Below are 17,820 nucleotides of genomic sequence, written 5' to 3' on the forward strand. Positions count from 1 at the left end.
CTGGTACATCGACGCGGACGAGCGCTCCGCGCTGTGGCCGGAGGAACAGCACAGGGCGCACGTGATCGCCGTGGCGCGGGACAGCCGGGGCCGGGCCGTCGCGTCGCACTCCTCCGCAGCGGTGCTGTGGCGGCTTCCCCTGTACCGCATCCGGTGCGCCAGAGTGCATCTGACGACCGGTCGCGCCCCGCGTATATCGAGCGCTCCCGACGTCACGAGGCATGCGACGCCGATCGATGCCGCGGACACGACGGTCATCGACGGGATCCGGTGCACATCGCTGGCCCGAACGGTCTTCGATCTCATCGGCACTCTGCCGCTCGAAGCCGCCGTGGCGCTCGCCGACGCTGCGGAACACCAGATGGCCGTACGCCTCAGGGAGTGGGACATCGAGGCCGTCGCCTCCTGGCGCCGCGAGCTCTCCGGGCGGCTCGGCGAGGCGCGCGGGATGCGCGGGATCCGGCAGGCGCGATGGGTCTTCGCCTTCACCGATGGAAGGGCGGAGTCGCCGGGGGAGAGCGTCAGCAGGCTCCAGCTGCGTCGGTTGGGATACGCGCCTCCTGCCTTGCAGGTCCCGATCCCCGGCCCGGAGGGCACGACGTACTACGTCGATTTCGGGATGGACGACGTCGGCGCGTTCGGGGAGTTCGACGGGATGGGCAAGTATCTCGATGAGGCGATGCGTTCGGGCCGCTCGATCGAACAGGTGATCCATGACGAGAAGCGGCGCGAGGACTGGATCCGCGGCAGGACCCAGCAGCGATTCGTGCGGTGGGAGTCGGAGCACATCGGTACGGCGAATGCTCTGGGCCGGCGACTCGCATCCTTCGGGATCAGCCCGCCATGACCGGCGCTGCGCGCGGGCACCGCGGGCGCCGGGCGCACGGGTTGTTGCCGAGCGCACGGCTTGTTGGCGTCGCGTACCCGTGCTCTCGGCAGGATCCCGTGCTCTCGGCAGGATCCCGTGCTCTCGGCAGGATCCGGTGCTCTCGGCGAGAACCGCGGTGGCGCCGGCGGCGCGCACGGCTCGGTGCCGAGTGCCCGGCTCGGTGCCGAGTGCCCGGCTCGGTGCCGAGTGCACGGCTAGGTACCGAGTGCACGGCTTCGTGACGTGAAGTTCCCGTGCTCTCGGCAGGATCCGGTGTTCTCGGCGAGATCCCCTGCTCTCGCCGAGGCCCGCACCGTGCGACCGGCACCGCGCCGATTTGGGGGAGGAGTCGGGATGCCGTAGTCTTGTCGTAACCGAAGACCGCTGGTCATCGTCGTGTGCGCGAGCACGAGGCGATCGAAGCACTGCCGGATCATGGATCCGCACGCAGAGGCCCGCGCAGGTGTCACGAACGATCTCCAGGATTCTGGGTCACGCTCCGTGCGCTTGCGCCGGAGCGTTTTTGTTTGCCTGCAGAGCGCGGCGGTCCAGGTCGGTGCTCCACCTCCGTGGAGCATCCCGTACCCATCAAGGAGTGACCATGGCGCAGAAGGATGCATCGGTCGCCGAGCTCACGAAGAATTTCGAGGACTCGAACGCCGTCCTGCTGACCGAGTACCGCGGTCTGACGGTTGCCCAGCTCAAGCAGCTGCGCAACAGCATCCGTCAGGACGCGAGCTACGCCGTGGTGAAGAACACGCTGACCAAGATCGCCGCGAACAACGCGGGGATCACGGCGCTGGACGACGACCTCAAGGGTCCGTCGGCCGTCGCCTTCGTGCACGGCGACTTCGTCGCCACCGCCAAGGCTCTGCGTGACTTCGCCAAGGCGAACCCGCTTCTCGTGATCAAGGGCGGCATCTTCGAGGGCAACGCCCTGAGTGCCGACGAGGTCAACAAGTACGCCTCGCTGGAGAGCCGTGAGGTTCTGCTGGCGAAGGCCGCGGGCATGATGAAGGCGACGATGGGCAAGGCTGCGGCCACCATCGATGCTCTTCGCGAGAAGCTGGAGACCGCCGAGGCTGCCTGAGCCTCCCCGGTCTTTTCCCCACAAACCCCATCTATTAGGAGAAACATCATGGCGAAGCTCACCACTGAGGAGCTGCTCGACCAGTTCGCTGGTCTGACCCTTGTCGAGCTCAGCGAGTTCGTGAAGGCGTTCGAGGAGAAGTTCGACGTCACCGCTGCCGCTCCCGTCGCCGTCGCCGGCGCTGCGGGTGGCGCTGGTGCCGCTGAGGCCGAGGAGGAGAAGGACTCGTTCGACGTCATCCTCGAGGCTGCCGGCGACAAGAAGATCCAGGTCATCAAGGTCGTCCGCGAGCTCACCTCGCTCGGCCTCGGCGAGGCCAAGGCTGTCGTCGACGGTGCTCCGAAGGCCGTCCTCGAGGGCGCCAACAAGGAGGCCGCCGAGAAGGCCAAGGCTTCCCTGGAGGAGGCCGGCGCGACGGTCACCCTCAAGTAATCTCGCGTTTCGACGCTGCGAAGGCCCCGGGTTCTCCCGGGGCCTTCGTGCGTCTCCGGACGGATCCGTCAGCGTGCGGCATCGACGCGGGGCACGGCCGTCGACTGACGGGCCACGAGCGTCGCGGGGGAGATCACGTGCTCGAGCGGCGCCTCGGCGTCCTGCATCCGGGCCTGCAGCAGTCGCACCGCCTCGATGCCCTGCTCCCGCGGATTCTGCCGGATCGTGGTGAGGCTGAACATCTCGGCGTAGCGGTGATCGTCGATCCCGGTCACGCTCAGCTCGCTGGGCACGCCGATGCCGAGGCGCTGCGCCGCGATGATCGCTCCCACGGCCGCCTCATCGCAGACCGCCGCGATCGCCGTGGGACGCTTCCGCCGGTCCGCGAGCAGTGCCGCCGCGGTCTCGAACGCCTCGGGGATCGTGGACTGGGTGGGGACGGCGCGGATGCGATCCTCCAGCCCCGCAGCGGTCATGGCCTGGCGGTAGCCGTCCAGCCGCTTGCGCTCGCCGAAGCTGAACCGGTCGGCGTCGGCCGCGTCGCCGAGGAACGCGATGTCCTCGTGACCGAGGTCGATCAGATGCTCCGTGGCGACGCGTGCGGCGGCGACGTCGTCGATCGTGACGGTGTCGGCGTGCTGGGCGAACGGACCCACGGAGACGAGGGGCAGCCCGGTGCCCGCCAGTCGCTCGAGCTCGTGCGCCCCCGGCTGCAGGCACACCGCGATGATCCCGTCGAAGCGGCGCCCGGCCAGAGCGTGGTCCAGCATGCGGGCGCGCTCCGCGCTGCCCTCCGCGGCGCCGTACAGCGCGAGGTCGAGGCCGTCGTCGATGAGGGCCTGCTGAAGTCCCCCGAGCAGTTCGGCGAAGTACCAGCGGTCGGCCATCGGCATGATGACGCCGATCGTGGAGGTGCGCCCTGTCGCGAGGCTGGATGCGCTGGAGTGCGCCGAATAGGCGAGCTCCCGCGCCGCCCGCTCGACGCGCTCCCTCGTCTCCGCCGAGACGTAGCCGTTGCCGCTGAGGGCGCGACTGGCCGTCGACTTCGCCACACCGGCCCGCAGCGCCACATCGATGATCCCGGTCACGGCGACCCTCCTCGAAAACGGATTCCCTCACCATAGCGATATCTCAGAAAGGATGGAACCGGTTCCTTGAGAGCGGTCCCATGGATTCCGCGGTTCGCCGCGTCCGGTTATGCAGTTGTGATCCCACAGCCGTTGCGCAAAGGGTGGAAGGGTCACTAGTGTCGCCTGGAAGCGGTTCCTGAAGGAGCCCCCAGCGCTGGGGAAATCGCCCCCGCGAATTCGAAGGAGAAAACGTATGGGAATGTCTCAGCGACGTCGCCTGATCGCGCCTCTCGCGCTGCTCGCGGTGTCCGGCCTCGCTCTCGCGGGCTGCGCCGAGGGCGGCAGCTCGAGCGGGGGCGACTCGTCCGGCAAGGGGGAGACCGTCAAGATCTCCGGCGGCATCACGGGGTCCGAGGCGGATCTGCTGAACAAGTCCTTCGACCAGTTCACCAAGGACACCGGCATCAAGGTCGTCTACACCGGTGACAAGAGCTTCGAGGGCAACATCGTCACCAAGGTGCAGGGTGGCAGCGCCCCCGACATCGCGATCGTGCCCCAGCCGGGCCTGCTGAAGAGCCTCGTGGACACGGGCGACGTCAAGACCGCCCCCAAGGAGGTCGAGGACAACGTCGACAAGAACTGGTCCAAGGACTGGAAGAAGTACGGCACGTTCGACAGCAAGTTCTACGCCGCCCCGATGCTGGCCAACGTCAAGGGCTACGTCTGGTACTCGCCCGCGAAGTTCAAGGAGCTCGGCGTCGAGGTCCCCAAGACCTGGGACGACCTGCTGACCCTCACCAAGACGCTCCAGGAGAAGACGGGCGCCGCCCCGTGGTGCGCGGGCTTCGCCTCGGGTGACGCCTCCGGCTGGCCGGGCACCGACTGGATCGAGGACCTCGTGCTGCGTCAGAGCGGCCCGGACGTCTACGACCAGTGGGTCGACAACAAGGTGAAGTTCACCGACCCGCAGATCAAGCAGGCCTTCGACGCCGTGGGCACGATCCTGCTCGACCCGAAGTACGTCAACGCGGGCTTCGGCGACGTGAAGAGCATCAACTCGACCGCGTTCGCGGACGTCGCGGCCAAGGTGGCCGACGGCACGTGCCTGATGACGCACCAGGCCTCCTTCCTCTCGTCGAACTTCCTCGACGTGAAGACGAAGGCCGGAGCAGCGCCGAAGGTCGCCCCCGACGGCGACGTGTACGCGTTCGTGATGCCCGGCATCAAGGAGGGCGACAAGGTCGTGGAGGGCGGTGGCGAGTTCGTCGCCGGCTTCAGTGACAACGCCGCCACCAAGAAGGTGCTCGCGTACATGTCCTCCGCGGAGTTCGCGAACGCCCGTGTCAAGCTCGGCGGCGTGATCTCGGCGAACAAGAACGCCGACCCGTCGCTCGCCTCGAGCGAGTTCCTGCAGGACGCGATGAAGACCGTGCAGGACCCGAAGACCACGCTCCGCTTCGACGCGAGCGACCTGATGCCGTCGACCGTCGGCTCCGGGTCGTTCTGGAAGGGCATGGTCAGCTGGATCGACGGAAAGCCGACCGATCAGGTGCTGAGCGACATCCAGGCGGGCTACAAGAACTAGTCTGAGCATCACCTGCGAGGGCTGCGGGGCTCGTCCGCATCGGCGGACGGCCCCGCAGTCGTCAGCAGGCCAGATCCTGACAGAGTTCGACGGCGAACCCAGAAGGGGGTCCACATGTCGCAAACCACGATGTCGCCACCTACGTCGACCGCGTCTCCGCGATCCGGTCGCACGACCGCCTCCCGATCCGTCACGATCGGCGCCATGGTCGTCGGCGCGATCGCGATCATCGGGGTCTTCCTCGCCCTGCTGGTGAGCCCGGAGCCGGAGACCCCGGTCCCGACCAGTCTCGGCTTCTCCCTGAAGAGCTTCTTCGTCTGGATCGGCGGGCTCAACCCGCTGCTGCAGATCCCGATCGTGCTCGTCGTCTTCGCGGTCGTCGCGACGATCCTGCTGCTGCTCATCGAGTACGCGCCGCGCCACGGCAAGGGCTACTTCTGGCTGCGCCTGGTCGCGTGCTTCGTGATCCCGGTGCTGGCCTTCATGCTGCTGCGCCCGTATCAGAACTCGCTGATCTACGTCCTGATCATCGCGCTGGTCGCGGGCGGCATGCTGTTCTTCGCCGACTACCGTGCGCGGGAGGGCGCGGGGTACACCCTGCAGCTGGTGCTGTTCATGGCGCCGGCGGGGCTCCTGCTGATCATCGGCCTGATCTACCCGGCCGTGAGCACTGTGATCCAGTCGTTCTTCGACAAGACCGGCAAGGACTTCGTCGCGCTGGAGAACTACCAGTGGGTGTTCACCAACCCCGAGGGCTTCTGGTCGGTGATCAACACGCTGATCTGGGCGCTCATCGCCCCGATCGTGTCGACGATCTTCGGCCTGGCCTACGCCGTCTTCATCGACAGGGCGCGCGGCGAGAAGATCCTCAAAGTGTTCGTGTTCATGCCGTTCGCGATCTCGTTCGTCGGCGCCGGCATCATCTGGAAGTTCATCTACGACTACCGCCAGGGCGACCAGATCGGTCTGCTCAACGCGATCGTGACGATGTTCGGCGGCAAGCCGATCGGCTGGCTGGACACGACGCCGCTCGTGAACACGATCTGCCTGCTCATCGTCTTCATCTGGACGCAGACCGGCTTCGCCATGGTGATCCTCTCCGCGGCGATCAAGGCGGTTCCGACCGAGCAGATCGAGGCGGCGTCGCTGGACGGCGCGAACGCGTGGGAGAGGTTCCGCAACGTGACGGTGCCGGGGATCCGCTCCTCGCTCATCGTCGTGCTGACGACCATCACGATCGCCTCGCTGAAGGTCTACGACATCGTCGCCGTGATGACGGGCGGCCGTGCCAACAGCACCGTGCTGGGCTTCGAGATGGTCAACCAGCAGCAGCGCTTCCAGAGCTACGGGCACTCCTCGGCGCTGGCCGTGGTGCTGTTCCTGTTCGTGCTGCCGCTGATCATCTACAACGCCCGGCAGATCCGCAAGCAGAGGGAGATCCGCTGATGAGCGCGACACAGGCCGTCGTCACCGACAACCGCACCAAGCGCCAGGTCGAGCGCGACACCCGCCGTCACGAGGCGACCGCGCAGAAGCGGCTCACCTCGAGAGGCGCCACGATCGCGGCGGTCATCATCGCGATCTTCTGGACGATCCCGACCTTCGGGCTGTTCGTCACGTCGTTCCGCCCCGGCGCCGACTCGAACAGCACCGGCTGGTGGACCGTGTTCGTGAACCCGTCGTTCACGCTGCAGAACTACGGCGAGGCGCTGACCTCGGGCGGCACAGCGCTGACCCTGGGCGCGTCGTTCATCAACTCCCTGGCGATCGCGATCCCGGCCACCGTGGTGCCGATCTTCATCGCGTCGCTCGCGGCGTACGGGTTCGCCTGGATGAACTTCAAGGGCAAGAACATCGTGTTCGTGTTCGTGTTCGCCCTGCAGATCGTGCCGATCCAGATGGCTCTCGTGCCGCTGCTGTCGCTGTTCTCGCGGGGCCTCACACTGTTCGGCACGCAGATCTTCCCCGGACTGGAGCTGCGCGATGTGGATCACAGCTTCGCGACGGTGTGGATCGCGCACGCGATCTTCGCCATGCCGCTGGCGATCTTCATGCTGCACAACTTCATCGCGGAGATCCCGAGCGAGGTCGTCGAGGCGGCACGCGTGGACGGGGCGAGCCATGGGCAGATGTTCTTCCGGATCATCCTGCCGCTGGCGATGCCGGCCATCGCCTCGTTCGCGATCTTCCAGTTCATCTGGGTCTGGAACGATCTGCTCGTGGCGACGATCTTCGCGCCGGAGTCCTCGCTGCCGTTGACGCAGACGTTGAACTCGCTGTCCGGGACCTGGGGCAACCAGTGGTTCCTGCAGTCGGCGGGTGCGTTCATCTCGATCGTCGTTCCGCTGATCGTGTTCTTCGCACTGCAGCGGTTCTTCGTGCGCGGCCTCCTGGCCGGCGCGACGAAGGGCTGACCGCTCGACACCCTGGAGGCCGGGACCCGCAGCTCGCGGGCCCCGGCCTCCGTCGTGTCGCAGGCGCGTCTCCGGCGCGGTTGCGGGGCGGCTGCGGGGCGAGGCGGGGAGCGCAGGGGAGAATGGCCGGATGACACGTCGGCTCGCTCTCGTCCTCGGGATCGTCGGGGTGGCGATCGCGCTCGCCACGGCGGTGGTGCTGGCGACTTCTCCTGCGGCGATCGTGTCGCTCGACGACGCATGGAACCTGGAGATGGGGGAGTGGCGCGGGACGGTGCTCGTCGGCGGGGCGCTGGTGATGAACGTGCTCGGCGGGGGATGGGTCGCGACGATCCTCACCCCGCTGCTGATCGCGGCCCTGGCCTGGCTGGTGCGGAGCTGGCGCAGCGCGCTGTTCACGCTGATCGCGTTCGCGGTGAGCGCGGGGATCGTGCAGCTCGTGAAGAAGGCGCTGGGCCGCGCTCGCCCGCAGGATCTGCTGATCGCCTCGGATTTCGGATCCTTCCCGTCCGGGCACACGGCGAACGCCGCGACCCTCGCGGTGGTGCTGTGGTTCCTGTTCCCGACGCTGTGGGTCGCGATCGGGGGAGCGGTGTGGACGGTGGCGATGGGGTTCTCCCGCACGGTGCTCAGCGTGCACTGGTTCAGCGACACGGTCGGCGGTGCGCTGATCGGCGCCGGCGCGGCGTTCCTGGTGGCCGCGGTGCTGTGGCGCTGGGTGCGTCCGCCGCAGGAGCAGGACGGCGTCGAGGCGCGGGATCCCGGCGCGGATCCGCGTCGCTAGGCTGAGGGGATCCGCAGGTCCCTGAGCGAGCGTAGCGAGACGAAGGGCGCAATCGAAAGGCATGGCCTCCCGTGGCACGCATCCGACCGTTCCGCTCCGAAGACGTCGACGCGCTCGCCGACGTGTGCGTGAAGACCGCCGACGTCGGCAAGGACGCCACCGGGATGCTCGAGGACGACGCGCTGTGGGGCGACCTGTTCGCGGTGCCCTATGCGCTGCGCGATCCGGGGCTCTGCTGGGTCGTCGAGGCGGATGATGCGCGGGTGATCGGCTACATCGTCGCGACCGATGACACGAACGCGTTCGCCACCTGGTTCCGGGACGAGTGGTGGCCCTCGCGTCGCGACCGCTACCGCGCGTCCGGCGCGGAGGTGCCGACGCCGCAGGACCGCTTCATCGCCTACGGCGACCGTCAGGCGCCGGGCGACGACCCGATCGTGCGGGAGTACCCGGCGCACCTGCACATCGATCTGCTGCCGGAGACGCAGGGACAGGGCCTCGGACGCCGCCTCATCGACACGCTGCTGGCCGAGCTCGGCCGGCGCGGCGTGCCGGCGCTGCACCTCGGGATGAACGCCGACAACCACTCCGCGGGCGCGTTCTACGAGCGGCTCGGCTTCACCGAGCTCGCCTCGGGCGAGGGCAGCACCACCTACGGGATCCGGATCCCCGCGGCCTGACGCACCTCTGGCCGGCAGGGGCTCCGCTCTCACCTCGCCGCTGCTCGAAAACGGCGGGGGCCCGCGGACGGCCATGAGGCGGGGGAGACCTCGCGGGGCGTGAGACGAGTGAAGCGCCACCCCGTGGATCTCGGGGCGGCGCTTCAATCTGGCGGTGACGGCGGGATTCGAACCCGCGGTTGCTTGCACAACACACGCTTTCCAAGCGTGCTCCTTCGGCCGCTCGGACACGTCACCAGGAATACAACCTGACCATCCTATCCGATGCGACGGGATGGTCCTGACCGCCCGGCGGATCCACCGCGTCCCGCCGGGGAGCGATGAGGATGCGGATGCCCGCCGGGCGGCCGCCGCGCCTGCGTGCCAGGATGAGAGACGACCGCGAAGGAGAGGGCCGCCGTGAGCGACGCACAGCATCCGTCGAGGCGCCGCTGGGCGCTGCAGATGCAGCAGCCGCTGCCCGCGTCGACGGTGTTCGACCGGATCGCGTTCCTCATCGGCACTGTCGCGGCCGTGTGGCTCGCGGTCATCATCTCGATCGAGGGCGTCCGCTCGCCGTGGGCGCTGCTGCTGTTCATCCCGGTGTGGGCGATCATGGCGTACCTCGTGCTGCCGCGCCTGCACCGGCTGCTGAGCGACCTCTACGTGCCCGACTACTTCTTCGGGCGCACGCGCACGGGGGACGGGCTGCTGGGGGATCCGGTCAACCTCGGGGTCGACGGCACGGCGGCGCAGCTCGACCAGGTCATGACGGAGGCCGGCTGGCATCGCGCCGACGAGATCACGGCTGCCTCGACCTGGGGGATCATCGTCTCCACCCTCACCCGGCGCAGCTATCCGACGGCCCCGGTGTCGCCGCTCATGCTGTTCGGCCGCCGCCACGACGTGGCCTACCAGCAGGAGGTCGCCGGCAATCCCAAGCAACGCCATCACGTGCGCTTCTGGCACTGCCCTCCCGGCTGGCTGCTGCCGGGAGGGGCGAAGACCGACTGGCTCGGCGCCGGCACGTACGACACCGACGTGGGGCTCAGCCTGTTCACGCTGCAGGTCACCCACCGGATCGACGAGAACACCGACGTCGAGCGCGACTTCGTGGTGCAGAGCGCGCGCGAGGCCGATCCCGCGGTGCGCGTCCGGGATCTCCGCGACTTCACCACCGGCTACCACTCCCGCAACGGCGGCGGCGACCGGTTCATCACCGACGGGCACCTGCCGATCATCGACGTGACCCGGGTGCGCACCGCCCCGCACGAGGGGGCGGACGGATCCGACGACGGGTTCGATCCTGATCCCGACGTGGACCGCCCCGGAGGAGGACACGGCGAGTCCCTGCGCGTCACCGCCCAGCGGTCGATGCGCCGCGCGCCGCTGTCGGTCTTCTTCGCCGTGTGCGTCGTCGTCCTCGGCGCCCTGAGCGACGTGCTCGGCCTGACGGTGGGCGTGGCCGCCGACCCCGGCGTGCAGTCCGTCTTCGCGTCCGCGCCCCCGGTGGTGGTGGGCCTGCTGCTCGGCGTGATCGGCTTCGGGGTGCTCATCGGCGTCGCGCAGCTCGTCATGGTCTGGTTCGTGCTCCGCCGCGGACGCCGCTCCCGCGCGATCCTGATGGTGCTGCTCACGATCGGCGTGCTCTCGACCGCGATCGACTACCTCGACGGCACGGCGACGCTCGGGCTCAACGGCACGCTCCTCGGAGCCTCGCTGCAGTGCCTCGCGCTGCTCGCGCTGTCGAGCGAATCGGCGGGCGCGTGGGCGCGGCGGAGGTCGCGGACGCCGCGCGACTAGGATCGCTGGGTGCCCACCCCGAAGATCGTGCTGTTCTACGCCTTCGCGCCCCTGCCGGACCCCGAGGCCATCCGGCTCTGGCAGCGGGACCTCGGCGAGGCGCTGCGCCTGCGGGGGCGGATCCTGATCTCGCCGCACGGCATCAACGGAACCCTCGGCGGCGATCTGCCCGCCGTGAAGAAGTGGCTGCGCTCCTTCCGCGCCTATGCGCCGTTCCGCGACGCGGATGTGAAGTGGAGCGAGGGGACCGCGGTCGACGCCGACGGCTACAGCGTCGACTTCCCCAAGCTCAGCGTGAAGGTCCGCGATGAGATCGTCTCCTTCGGCGCCCCGGGGGATCTGCGGGTCGACGAGCACGGCGTGGTCGGCGGCGGCACCAGGCTGAGCCCCGACGCGCTGCACGAGCTCGTCGCCGAACGCGGGGACGACGTCGTGTTCTTCGACGGCCGCAACGCCCTGGAGGCGGGGATCGGCCGATTCCGGGGAGCGATCGTGCCGGATGCCGAGACCACCCGCGATTTCGTCGGACTGCTCGACTCCGGCGCGTACGACGATCTCAAGGGCAGGCCCGTCGTCACCTATTGCACCGGCGGGATCCGCTGCGAGGTGCTGTCCAGTCTCATGACGGCGCGCGGCTTCGGCGAGGTGTACCAGCTCGAGGGCGGGATCGTCCGCTACGGCGAGCGGTTCGGCGACGACGGCCTGTGGGACGGGTCCTTGTACGTCTTCGACGGGCGCGGATCCGTCGACTTCTCCGATCACGCGGCCGTCATCGGCGTGTGCGCGGGCTGCGGCACGGCCACCAACCGCACCGCGAACTGCCCCGACCCCTCGTGCCGGCACCAGGCGGTGGTCTGCGAGACGTGCGTCGCGGTGCCGTGCGCGGAGCACGCGGCCGCGGTCTGAGGGCAGCCGGAGAGGCGCTGCTCCAGGGCTTCGGCTCGCGGTGAACAGTTCGGAACATCACTCTCCGGTATGACGACGGCCGTTCCCGCGCGCCGTAGCGTGGATGGCATGGACCTGCTGAACGCCTGGCTGCTGCACGCTGCGGGGCAGCTCTGGCTGTTCCCCGTGCTGCTGGTGTTCTTCTTCATCGACGGCTTCGCGACGATCCTGCCCAGCGAGACCGCGCTCGTCGCGCTGGCCGCACTGTCGCTGCACAACGGCGAGCCGAACCTTGTGGTGCTCGGGCTGGTCGCGCTGGTCGGCGCGGTCGCGGGGGACAACATGGCCTACATGCTCGGTCGCACGATCGGCACCGAGCGCTGGGCGTGGATGCGCCGGCCGCGGGTGCACAAGATGTTCGAATGGGCGCGCTACGAGCTCGACAAGCGCGGCGCGGCGCTGATCTTCACCGCACGGTACATCCCGTGGGGGCGTGTCGCCGTGAACTACATGGCGGGGCAGACCGGCTTCCCGCACCGCAAGTTCTTCCTCTACGACCTCTTCGCCTGCGTCACCTGGGTCGCCTACGCCCTGGGCATCGGGCTGCTGGCCGGACAGTGGGTGCACCAGAATCCGCTGCTCGGCGTCGGCATCGCCGTGGTGTTCGCCGTCATCCTCGGGTTCGGCATCGACCATCTGCTGCGCTGGTGGCACGGACGCCGCGGCGACGCGGAGCCGGCGCGTCCCGGTTCCGCCGCCGCCGTCGTGGCGACGGCCGGGGCGGGGCAGGAACCGGCGTCCGCGGGCGGCGTGCCGGCGAGCGGTTCGTCCGAAGGACCCTGAGCGGCCCTGCGGCGGCAGGAGGAGGTTCAGACCCAGAGCGTCGTGCGCGGTTCCGCGGCGTCGAGCACCCGCGGAGTGCGACGGGCGAGGGCGAGCAGCGCGAGGCCCTGTTCGCCCTTGAGTTCGATCAGCTCCGCCGCGCCGACGTTCTCGCGCCAGTGCCGGAGGAACGCCTCGGCGTCGGCGCGGCGCCGGGCGAGCACGCGCGGGACCGCGAGGAACGCCGCCCCGCGCAGATCCTTCCGTCGCATCGCGGCCACCATGCCGATGAGCGAGGCCCGGCCGCCGACGTCGTCGCGGTCGGTGCGCAGCAGGAAGCGCGGGGCCGAGGGCGGCGCGAAGAGCTCCTCCACCGCGTCCGCGACGACGCGCTGATCCGGTCCCGAGAGCTCGATCCTCATCCGGTCGCCCTCGTCGCGGACGATGATCGCGGCCTCGTCCCGCGGGCGGATCCGTCCCGTCTCGGTCAGGGCGCGGGTGAGCGCGACCGCCGCGCCGCGGAAGGACGCCGCGGGATCGCGTCGCCGGCGGCGCTCGCGCACCAGCGGCCCGACCGCGCCGCCCAGCGACAGCGCCGCCCCCACCGTGACCGCGATGCCGACGCCCGCGGCCGGCGTGACGGGGACGGCGCTCGCGACGAGGGCGGTGATGCCCGCGCTCCCCGTCATGCCGAGCAGCACCGCCCACGGCATCGCGGAGCGGACCGCGCGCGTGGTGGGGACGAGGGCTGAGGCCGAGGCCGTCCGCACCGCGAGCGCCTCGCGCTCCTCCGCGACGTAGGGCTCCCCGATCCGCCAGCCACGGCGGGTCTCGGAGCGCGGCAGCACCTCGGTGCGCACCAGCTCGCCGAGCGCGGGCACGGATGCCTCCGGATCCTTGCCGACCACCCGGTTCAGCGCCTCGCGGGCACGGTGAGACAGGGCGTTGCCGAGTCCGCGGACGATCCGGTCGTCGTGGTCCGCGCTGAGTCCGAGCAGGTGGCCGTGCCGTCGGCTGAGCCTGCGCTGCTCGGTGGCGTCGTCCAGGGCGACGTCGGCGGGGATCAGGCAGCTCACCGACCAGTTGTGCGCGACCTTCTCCGGCCAGGTGGGATCCAGTCGCAGGGTGCGGCCGCGCAGCTGCGGGGCGCCCGTCGAGGTGGTCACGGTCGTGAGGTCGATCAGGGTGTTCACGGCGGGGCAGTCCCAGCCCTCGCCGAGCAGGCCGCGGGTGCCGACGAGGAGGCGGACGGACCCTGCGGACATCAGGGCCGAGACCGCGGCGACGATGCGCCCGGCACCGATGCCGGGGGCGTCCAGCTCGCGCCACGGGCCGACACCGCCGGGACGCACCTGGACGGCCGACCCGACGCGTGTCGCGAGCGCGGCAGCGAGCTCCTCGGCGTGCGCCGCGGGCACGCGGATGCGGTCGGCGGTCAGCAGGACCGGGTTCAGGGTCGCGGTCAGCGGATCATTCACGACGAAGTCGTAGGCGCGGAGCGCACCGGCCGCGGTCTCGCCGACGAGGCCGCGGCTGTTGCCGTGCTCCACGAAGTCGGTCACGATGACGGCCTTGACCTTGGCGCCGTCCGGTCCGCCGAGCTCGAGCCGGAGGATGTCCACCGCGGCGCGGTCCTTGGCCTCGGAGAAGGCGAGCGTGGTCTCCACCGGATCCCTGCCGCGGCGGAGCCCCCGATCGGTGAGCAGCAGGCCGAAGTCCGCGAGGGCCTTCTTGACGTAGCGCCACTGATGCGCCGCGCCCGGATCCGGCAGCAGCCGGGTGAGGGCGAAGCGTGCCAGCACGGTCAGCAGATCGTCTGTCGTGCACCGCTCGAACAGCACGGGCGGCAGGATCGTGCAGATCGGGTGCTCCGGGGCGAGCGCGCGCAGCACCACGCCGCAGGAGCGTGTGAGCGGGAGGTCCTCGGCCAGGGCGCGCTCGAGCGCCGCGGGGGACGGCGGCGGCACGGAGGCGGTCTCTGCGACGGCCTCCGCGTCCGGGAAGGGCTCGGCGACCGGCGGCTCCGCCGAATCCGGATCCGCGGGCTGCAGACGCTCCTCGAGGTAGCGGATGCCGTCGGGTGTGGACAGCACCTGGGCGAGCAGGGCGTCGAGCTGCTCGCCGTGCCGGCGGATGAAGGCGGCCTCGGCAGGCACTGGCTCGGTGAACCAGACGTGATCGCGGTAGGGCGCGAGGTGCCCCTCCTTCACGACCGCCGGGGTGGGCACCTCGAAGTCGACCTCGCCGAGCAGCTGCGTGTAGTTGTCGAACTCGGTGCCGTCCGCGACGTCCGGCAGCGTGGCGGTGAGCCCGATCACCAGGCCGCGTCCGCCGCGCTCGCGGATCGCACCGACCAGGTACGCGACGACCAGCGCCCAGTGGTCCAGCAGGTGGTGGCACTCGTCCAGGACGATGGTGTCGACGCCGGCGTCGACGATCCGCTCCAGGAGCGAGACCGCGTTCGGGTGCAGCACGCGCGCGATCGCCTGAGGCCGTTCGCGGGTGAACCGGCGGCGGATCCGCGTCACCCGCCCGCGCAGACCCGTGCGGTACTGCGCCGGGTTGTCGACCGCGAGCTCGGCGAGCCATGTCTCCGCCGCGGCCTGCGTGCGGCCGCCGTCGACGAGCTCGTCCGCCCACCTCGCGCGGGCGAGTGCCTCGAAAGGGGAGCCGTCGCCCGTGACGCTGAGCGCCTGGTAGGTGAGCGCGGTGAGGTCGGCGATGCGCAGCGGATCCGTCGAGACCGCCGCGGCATCGGGAGCGAGGGCGGTCGCGGTGCGCGCCCACTGCTCGCGGATCGTCGTGTTCGGGGCGAGCACGAGGGCGCGACCGCCCTCGCGGGCGGCGAGCAGCAGCCCGAGCAGCGTCTTGCCCGACCCCGGTGGTGCGACGATGTGCAGCTCGGACTCGGAGCCGGGCGCCAACCGCTCCAGCACCTGCGCCTGGTACGTGCGCAGGGTGCCGGTGAAACGCCAGTCCCGGAGCGGCGCGGTCTGCTCGGCCATGCGCCCCCCTCCGTGGCGGCGCCTTCGGCGCCGTGCGGCGCCGCCGGATCGGCACCGGATTCCGAGCGTAGCCGTCGCCGAGCGGTGCCGGACGCCGGGCGCCTCCGGTGTCGAACCGGTGCGTCGCCGGCGGCGCGGCGGGCGCTCAGGACGTCGAGGTCGCGAGCAGCCGTGAGCCGAGCAGTGAGCGCGGGGTCAGCACCGCGGCGATCCTGTCGCGGCGGGAGACGCGCGCGTGCAGCCGAGCACTGACCGCGTCGAGCGGCGGCCGCAGATCGGCGCCGTCCGGCGCGGAGCCCGATCCCTGGCGCGCATAGCTGGCGTGCTCGATCGCGCGCACGAGCGCGTCCATGGCGGCGGCGTCCACGCCGCGTTCGCGCACCAGGCGCTCGCCGCGTGCGCGCGGCGACTCCGCGGACGAGGCAGGCAGGCCCAGATCCTGCAGCGTCGCGCGCAGCTCGGTCCACGCGGCCACGGCGTCTCCCCGGCCCGCGGCGGCACGGCGCCGCACGGTCTGCAGACGCCGGATCAGCGCGGGGATCAGCAGCACCGCGAGCACGCCCAGGATCGTCCACACCACCGGCATCGCCTGCAGCGCGGTGGGGGTCGCGGAGCCGGCGGCACCGGCGTTCGGCACATCGAGGTTCTTCGGATCCTTGGCGGCACCGGTGGACGTGGGGGCGGGCGTCGCGCCGGGGGAGGGCGTCGCGCTGCCGCCGGCGCCTGTGCTGTCCGCCGTGAACGCGGTCGGGATGCCGCGCGTCGCGGTCGGCTCGAACGGCACCCAGCCGATGCCGGCGAAGTACACCTCCGGCCAGGAGTGCAGCTGGTCGGAGGAGACCTCGTACACGACCTTGCCGTCGTCGGAGCGGCGGTCGGTGGCCGTTCCCGGCAGGTAGCCGACGACGATCCGCGTCGGCATGCCCAGTGAGCGGGCCATAAGGGCGAACGCCCCCGCGAAGTGCACGCAGTAGCCCTCGCGCACGGTCAGGAACCGCGCCACCGCGTCGACGTTGGTGCCGTCGAAGCCGTCGTCGACCGGCGTCTGCAGCGAATAGCGGAACCCGGCGCGGAACCATGTCTGCAGGGCGATCAGCTTGTCGTAGTCTGTGGCGGCGCCGCCGACGACCTCTCGCGCGCTGTCGCCGATGATCGCGGGCATCTTCGCGGGCAGTGCCCGCAGCTCGGCGGGGGCGTCGGCGCCGGACGAGGTGGATGCGCGGATCTGATCGAGCGTGGGCTGGAGCTCTGCGGTGTCGATCGAGTAGTTCTGGTCGGCCGCGTCGCCGTTCGCCGCGATCACGGTGCGATTGTCGGCGGCGGCGTTCCAGCTGCCGTTCTCTCCGCGCACCGCGATGGCCTGATACGGCACGGGCAACCAGGATCCGGAGATCCCGGCGGTGCGGATCGTGGTCTTGGTCTTGTGCACCGTCACGCCGTCGGGAGCGGCGACGTCCCCGAAGCCCTGCGACAGCGGCACCGTGGTGGGCCGGTCCGGCTGCCAGGCGGATCCGTCGAAACGGGTGAGGGTCGCGATGCGCAGGTACGGCGGCGTGCCGTCCTGGGTGATGAGCGTGAGCGCGGTCACGGGAGCGGGGCGGCGCAGATCCTGTCCCAGGTTGAGGGTCGCGCTCAGCGTGGAGCTGCCCCCGCCGACGTTGAGCCCCGAGGCGGAGAGGGGCAGCAGCGGCGAGACGATCAGCGCCGCGAGCACGGCCAGGAAGCCCAGGATCACAGCGGGCAGGCGCCGTGTGCGCAGGGGCGCATCGGGACGCTCCCGACGGACAGCGGCCGCCTCGTCCCGCGGCGGCGTCGCAGGGCGCTCGAGCCCCGGCGGCGCGAACCGGACGTGCAGGAAGAACAGGATCGCGAGGGCGAGCCCGATGAACCACACCGGATTCGCCCCCTGGTGGACGACGACCCCCGGCGCTGCCCCGAGCGCGGTGACCAGCACGCCGGCGATGAGCGGTGCGCGCAGCGTCACGAGCACCAGGTCGAGCACGACGGCGATGAGGCCCGCCGCGGTCGCGACGCTCACGGCGATCGCGGAGGACGCCGCTAGGGGAGCGACACCGCCGCGGATCTCGCCGAGCGCGGCGGTGAAGAAGGCGTCGATCGCACGCCACACCTCGGGCGACGGCAGCAGCCACCCGCGACCCGCCTGCCGTGCCGTGAACACCGTGAGCGCGATCGCGCCCGCGCCGAGCTGGACGACGGGGACGGCGGGGATCGCGAGCCAGACGGGAGCGCGGCGGGTGAGGAAGCGCACGACGGCGCCTGCCACGACCACCGTCGTCGCGGTCACGGCGGCGCCTTCGCTCCAGGACCCCGGCTGGACGACGGCGCTGAGCGGCCACACCGCGACGATCAGCCCCAGTGCGGTCAGCAGCGCGGCCGCCACGC

At 70.6% G+C, this 17,820-nt stretch carries 14 protein-coding genes and 1 tRNA gene; 11 read left to right on the top strand and 4 right to left on the bottom strand.

What is annotated here, in order from left to right; translation table 11 throughout:
* The 3 genes from B7X32_RS08530 to rplL form a co-directional block, all read left to right on the top strand.
* The coding region (locus B7X32_RS08530) for a hypothetical protein (RefSeq protein WP_292718518.1) at nucleotides 1–847 on the top strand (847 nt) is incomplete at its 5' end.
* Nucleotides 848–1,469: 622 nt separating this feature from the next.
* Nucleotides 1,470–1,958, top strand: coding sequence for a 50S ribosomal protein L10 (rplJ, locus tag B7X32_RS08535; protein WP_105686198.1), 489 nt, complete (start codon nucleotides 1,470–1,472; stop codon nucleotides 1,956–1,958).
* A 48-nt stretch (nucleotides 1,959–2,006) separates the two neighbouring features.
* Nucleotides 2,007–2,390 (top strand): 50S ribosomal protein L7/L12, encoded by a 384-nt coding sequence (gene rplL / locus B7X32_RS08540; RefSeq protein WP_045250549.1) that lies wholly within the window; start codon nucleotides 2,007–2,009, stop codon nucleotides 2,388–2,390.
* Nucleotides 2,391–2,458: 68 nt separating this feature from the next.
* Here the strand turns inward: rplL and B7X32_RS08545 are convergent, their stop codons facing one another.
* Nucleotides 2,459–3,478: a LacI family DNA-binding transcriptional regulator gene (locus tag B7X32_RS08545; protein ID WP_292718526.1), complete on the bottom strand. Its 1,020-nt coding sequence runs from the start codon at nucleotides 3,476–3,478 to the stop codon at nucleotides 2,459–2,461.
* Nucleotides 3,479–3,713: 235 nt separating this feature from the next.
* On the opposite strand from B7X32_RS08545, the gene B7X32_RS08550 reads away from it, so the two are divergent.
* From B7X32_RS08550 to B7X32_RS08570, 5 genes are all read left to right on the top strand, one after another.
* Nucleotides 3,714–5,045, top strand: a complete 1,332-nt coding sequence (locus B7X32_RS08550) for an extracellular solute-binding protein (RefSeq protein ID WP_292718528.1) — start codon at nucleotides 3,714–3,716, stop codon at nucleotides 5,043–5,045.
* Nucleotides 5,046–5,159: 114 nt separating this feature from the next.
* The gene (locus B7X32_RS08555) at nucleotides 5,160–6,491 is read left to right on the top strand and encodes a sugar ABC transporter permease (protein WP_292718530.1); all 1,332 of its coding nucleotides are present in this window, start codon (nucleotides 5,160–5,162) and stop codon (nucleotides 6,489–6,491) included.
* Nucleotides 6,491–7,459, top strand: a complete 969-nt coding sequence (locus B7X32_RS08560; RefSeq protein ID WP_292718532.1) for a carbohydrate ABC transporter permease — start codon at nucleotides 6,491–6,493, stop codon at nucleotides 7,457–7,459. Before B7X32_RS08555 ends, B7X32_RS08560 begins: the two co-directional genes overlap by 1 nt.
* A gap of 130 nt (nucleotides 7,460–7,589) precedes the next feature.
* Nucleotides 7,590–8,243 carry a phosphatase PAP2 family protein gene (locus B7X32_RS08565; RefSeq protein WP_292718533.1) on the top strand — a complete coding sequence of 218 codons (654 nt, stop codon included), beginning with the start codon at nucleotides 7,590–7,592 and terminating at the stop codon, nucleotides 8,241–8,243.
* A gap of 71 nt (nucleotides 8,244–8,314) precedes the next feature.
* Nucleotides 8,315–8,923 (top strand): GNAT family N-acetyltransferase, encoded by a 609-nt coding sequence (locus tag B7X32_RS08570; protein ID WP_292718535.1) that lies wholly within the window; start codon nucleotides 8,315–8,317, stop codon nucleotides 8,921–8,923.
* A gap of 149 nt (nucleotides 8,924–9,072) precedes the next feature.
* Here the strand turns inward: B7X32_RS08570 and B7X32_RS08575 are convergent.
* Nucleotides 9,073–9,160: transfer RNA gene (locus tag B7X32_RS08575), tRNA-Ser, on the bottom strand.
* A 162-nt stretch (nucleotides 9,161–9,322) separates the two neighbouring features.
* Between B7X32_RS08575 and B7X32_RS08580 the strand changes: the two genes are divergently transcribed.
* From B7X32_RS08580 to B7X32_RS08590, 3 genes are all read left to right on the top strand, one after another.
* Nucleotides 9,323–10,705, top strand: coding sequence for an LssY C-terminal domain-containing protein (locus B7X32_RS08580; RefSeq protein WP_292718537.1), 1,383 nt, complete (start codon nucleotides 9,323–9,325; stop codon nucleotides 10,703–10,705).
* Between the two features lie 9 nt (nucleotides 10,706–10,714).
* Nucleotides 10,715–11,611, top strand: a complete 897-nt coding sequence (locus tag B7X32_RS08585; RefSeq protein WP_292718539.1) for a rhodanese-related sulfurtransferase — start codon at nucleotides 10,715–10,717, stop codon at nucleotides 11,609–11,611.
* A 108-nt stretch (nucleotides 11,612–11,719) separates the two neighbouring features.
* Nucleotides 11,720–12,433 carry a VTT domain-containing protein gene (locus tag B7X32_RS08590; protein WP_292718541.1) on the top strand — a complete coding sequence of 238 codons (714 nt, stop codon included), beginning with the start codon at nucleotides 11,720–11,722 and terminating at the stop codon, nucleotides 12,431–12,433.
* A gap of 26 nt (nucleotides 12,434–12,459) precedes the next feature.
* On the opposite strand, the gene B7X32_RS08595 is transcribed toward B7X32_RS08590, so the two are convergent.
* Both B7X32_RS08595 and B7X32_RS08600 read right to left on the bottom strand, forming a co-directional pair.
* Nucleotides 12,460–15,417: a DEAD/DEAH box helicase family protein gene (locus B7X32_RS08595; RefSeq protein ID WP_292718543.1), complete on the bottom strand. Its 2,958-nt coding sequence runs from the start codon at nucleotides 15,415–15,417 to the stop codon at nucleotides 12,460–12,462.
* Between the two features lie 145 nt (nucleotides 15,418–15,562).
* On the bottom strand, nucleotides 15,563–17,820 hold a 2,258-nt coding region (locus tag B7X32_RS08600; protein WP_292718545.1), incomplete at its 5' end, for a DUF3488 and transglutaminase-like domain-containing protein.

Origin of the sequence: Microbacterium sp. 13-71-7, assembly GCF_002257455.1 — a bacterium.
Taxonomy (GTDB): Bacteria; Actinomycetota; Actinomycetes; order Actinomycetales; family Microbacteriaceae; genus Microbacterium.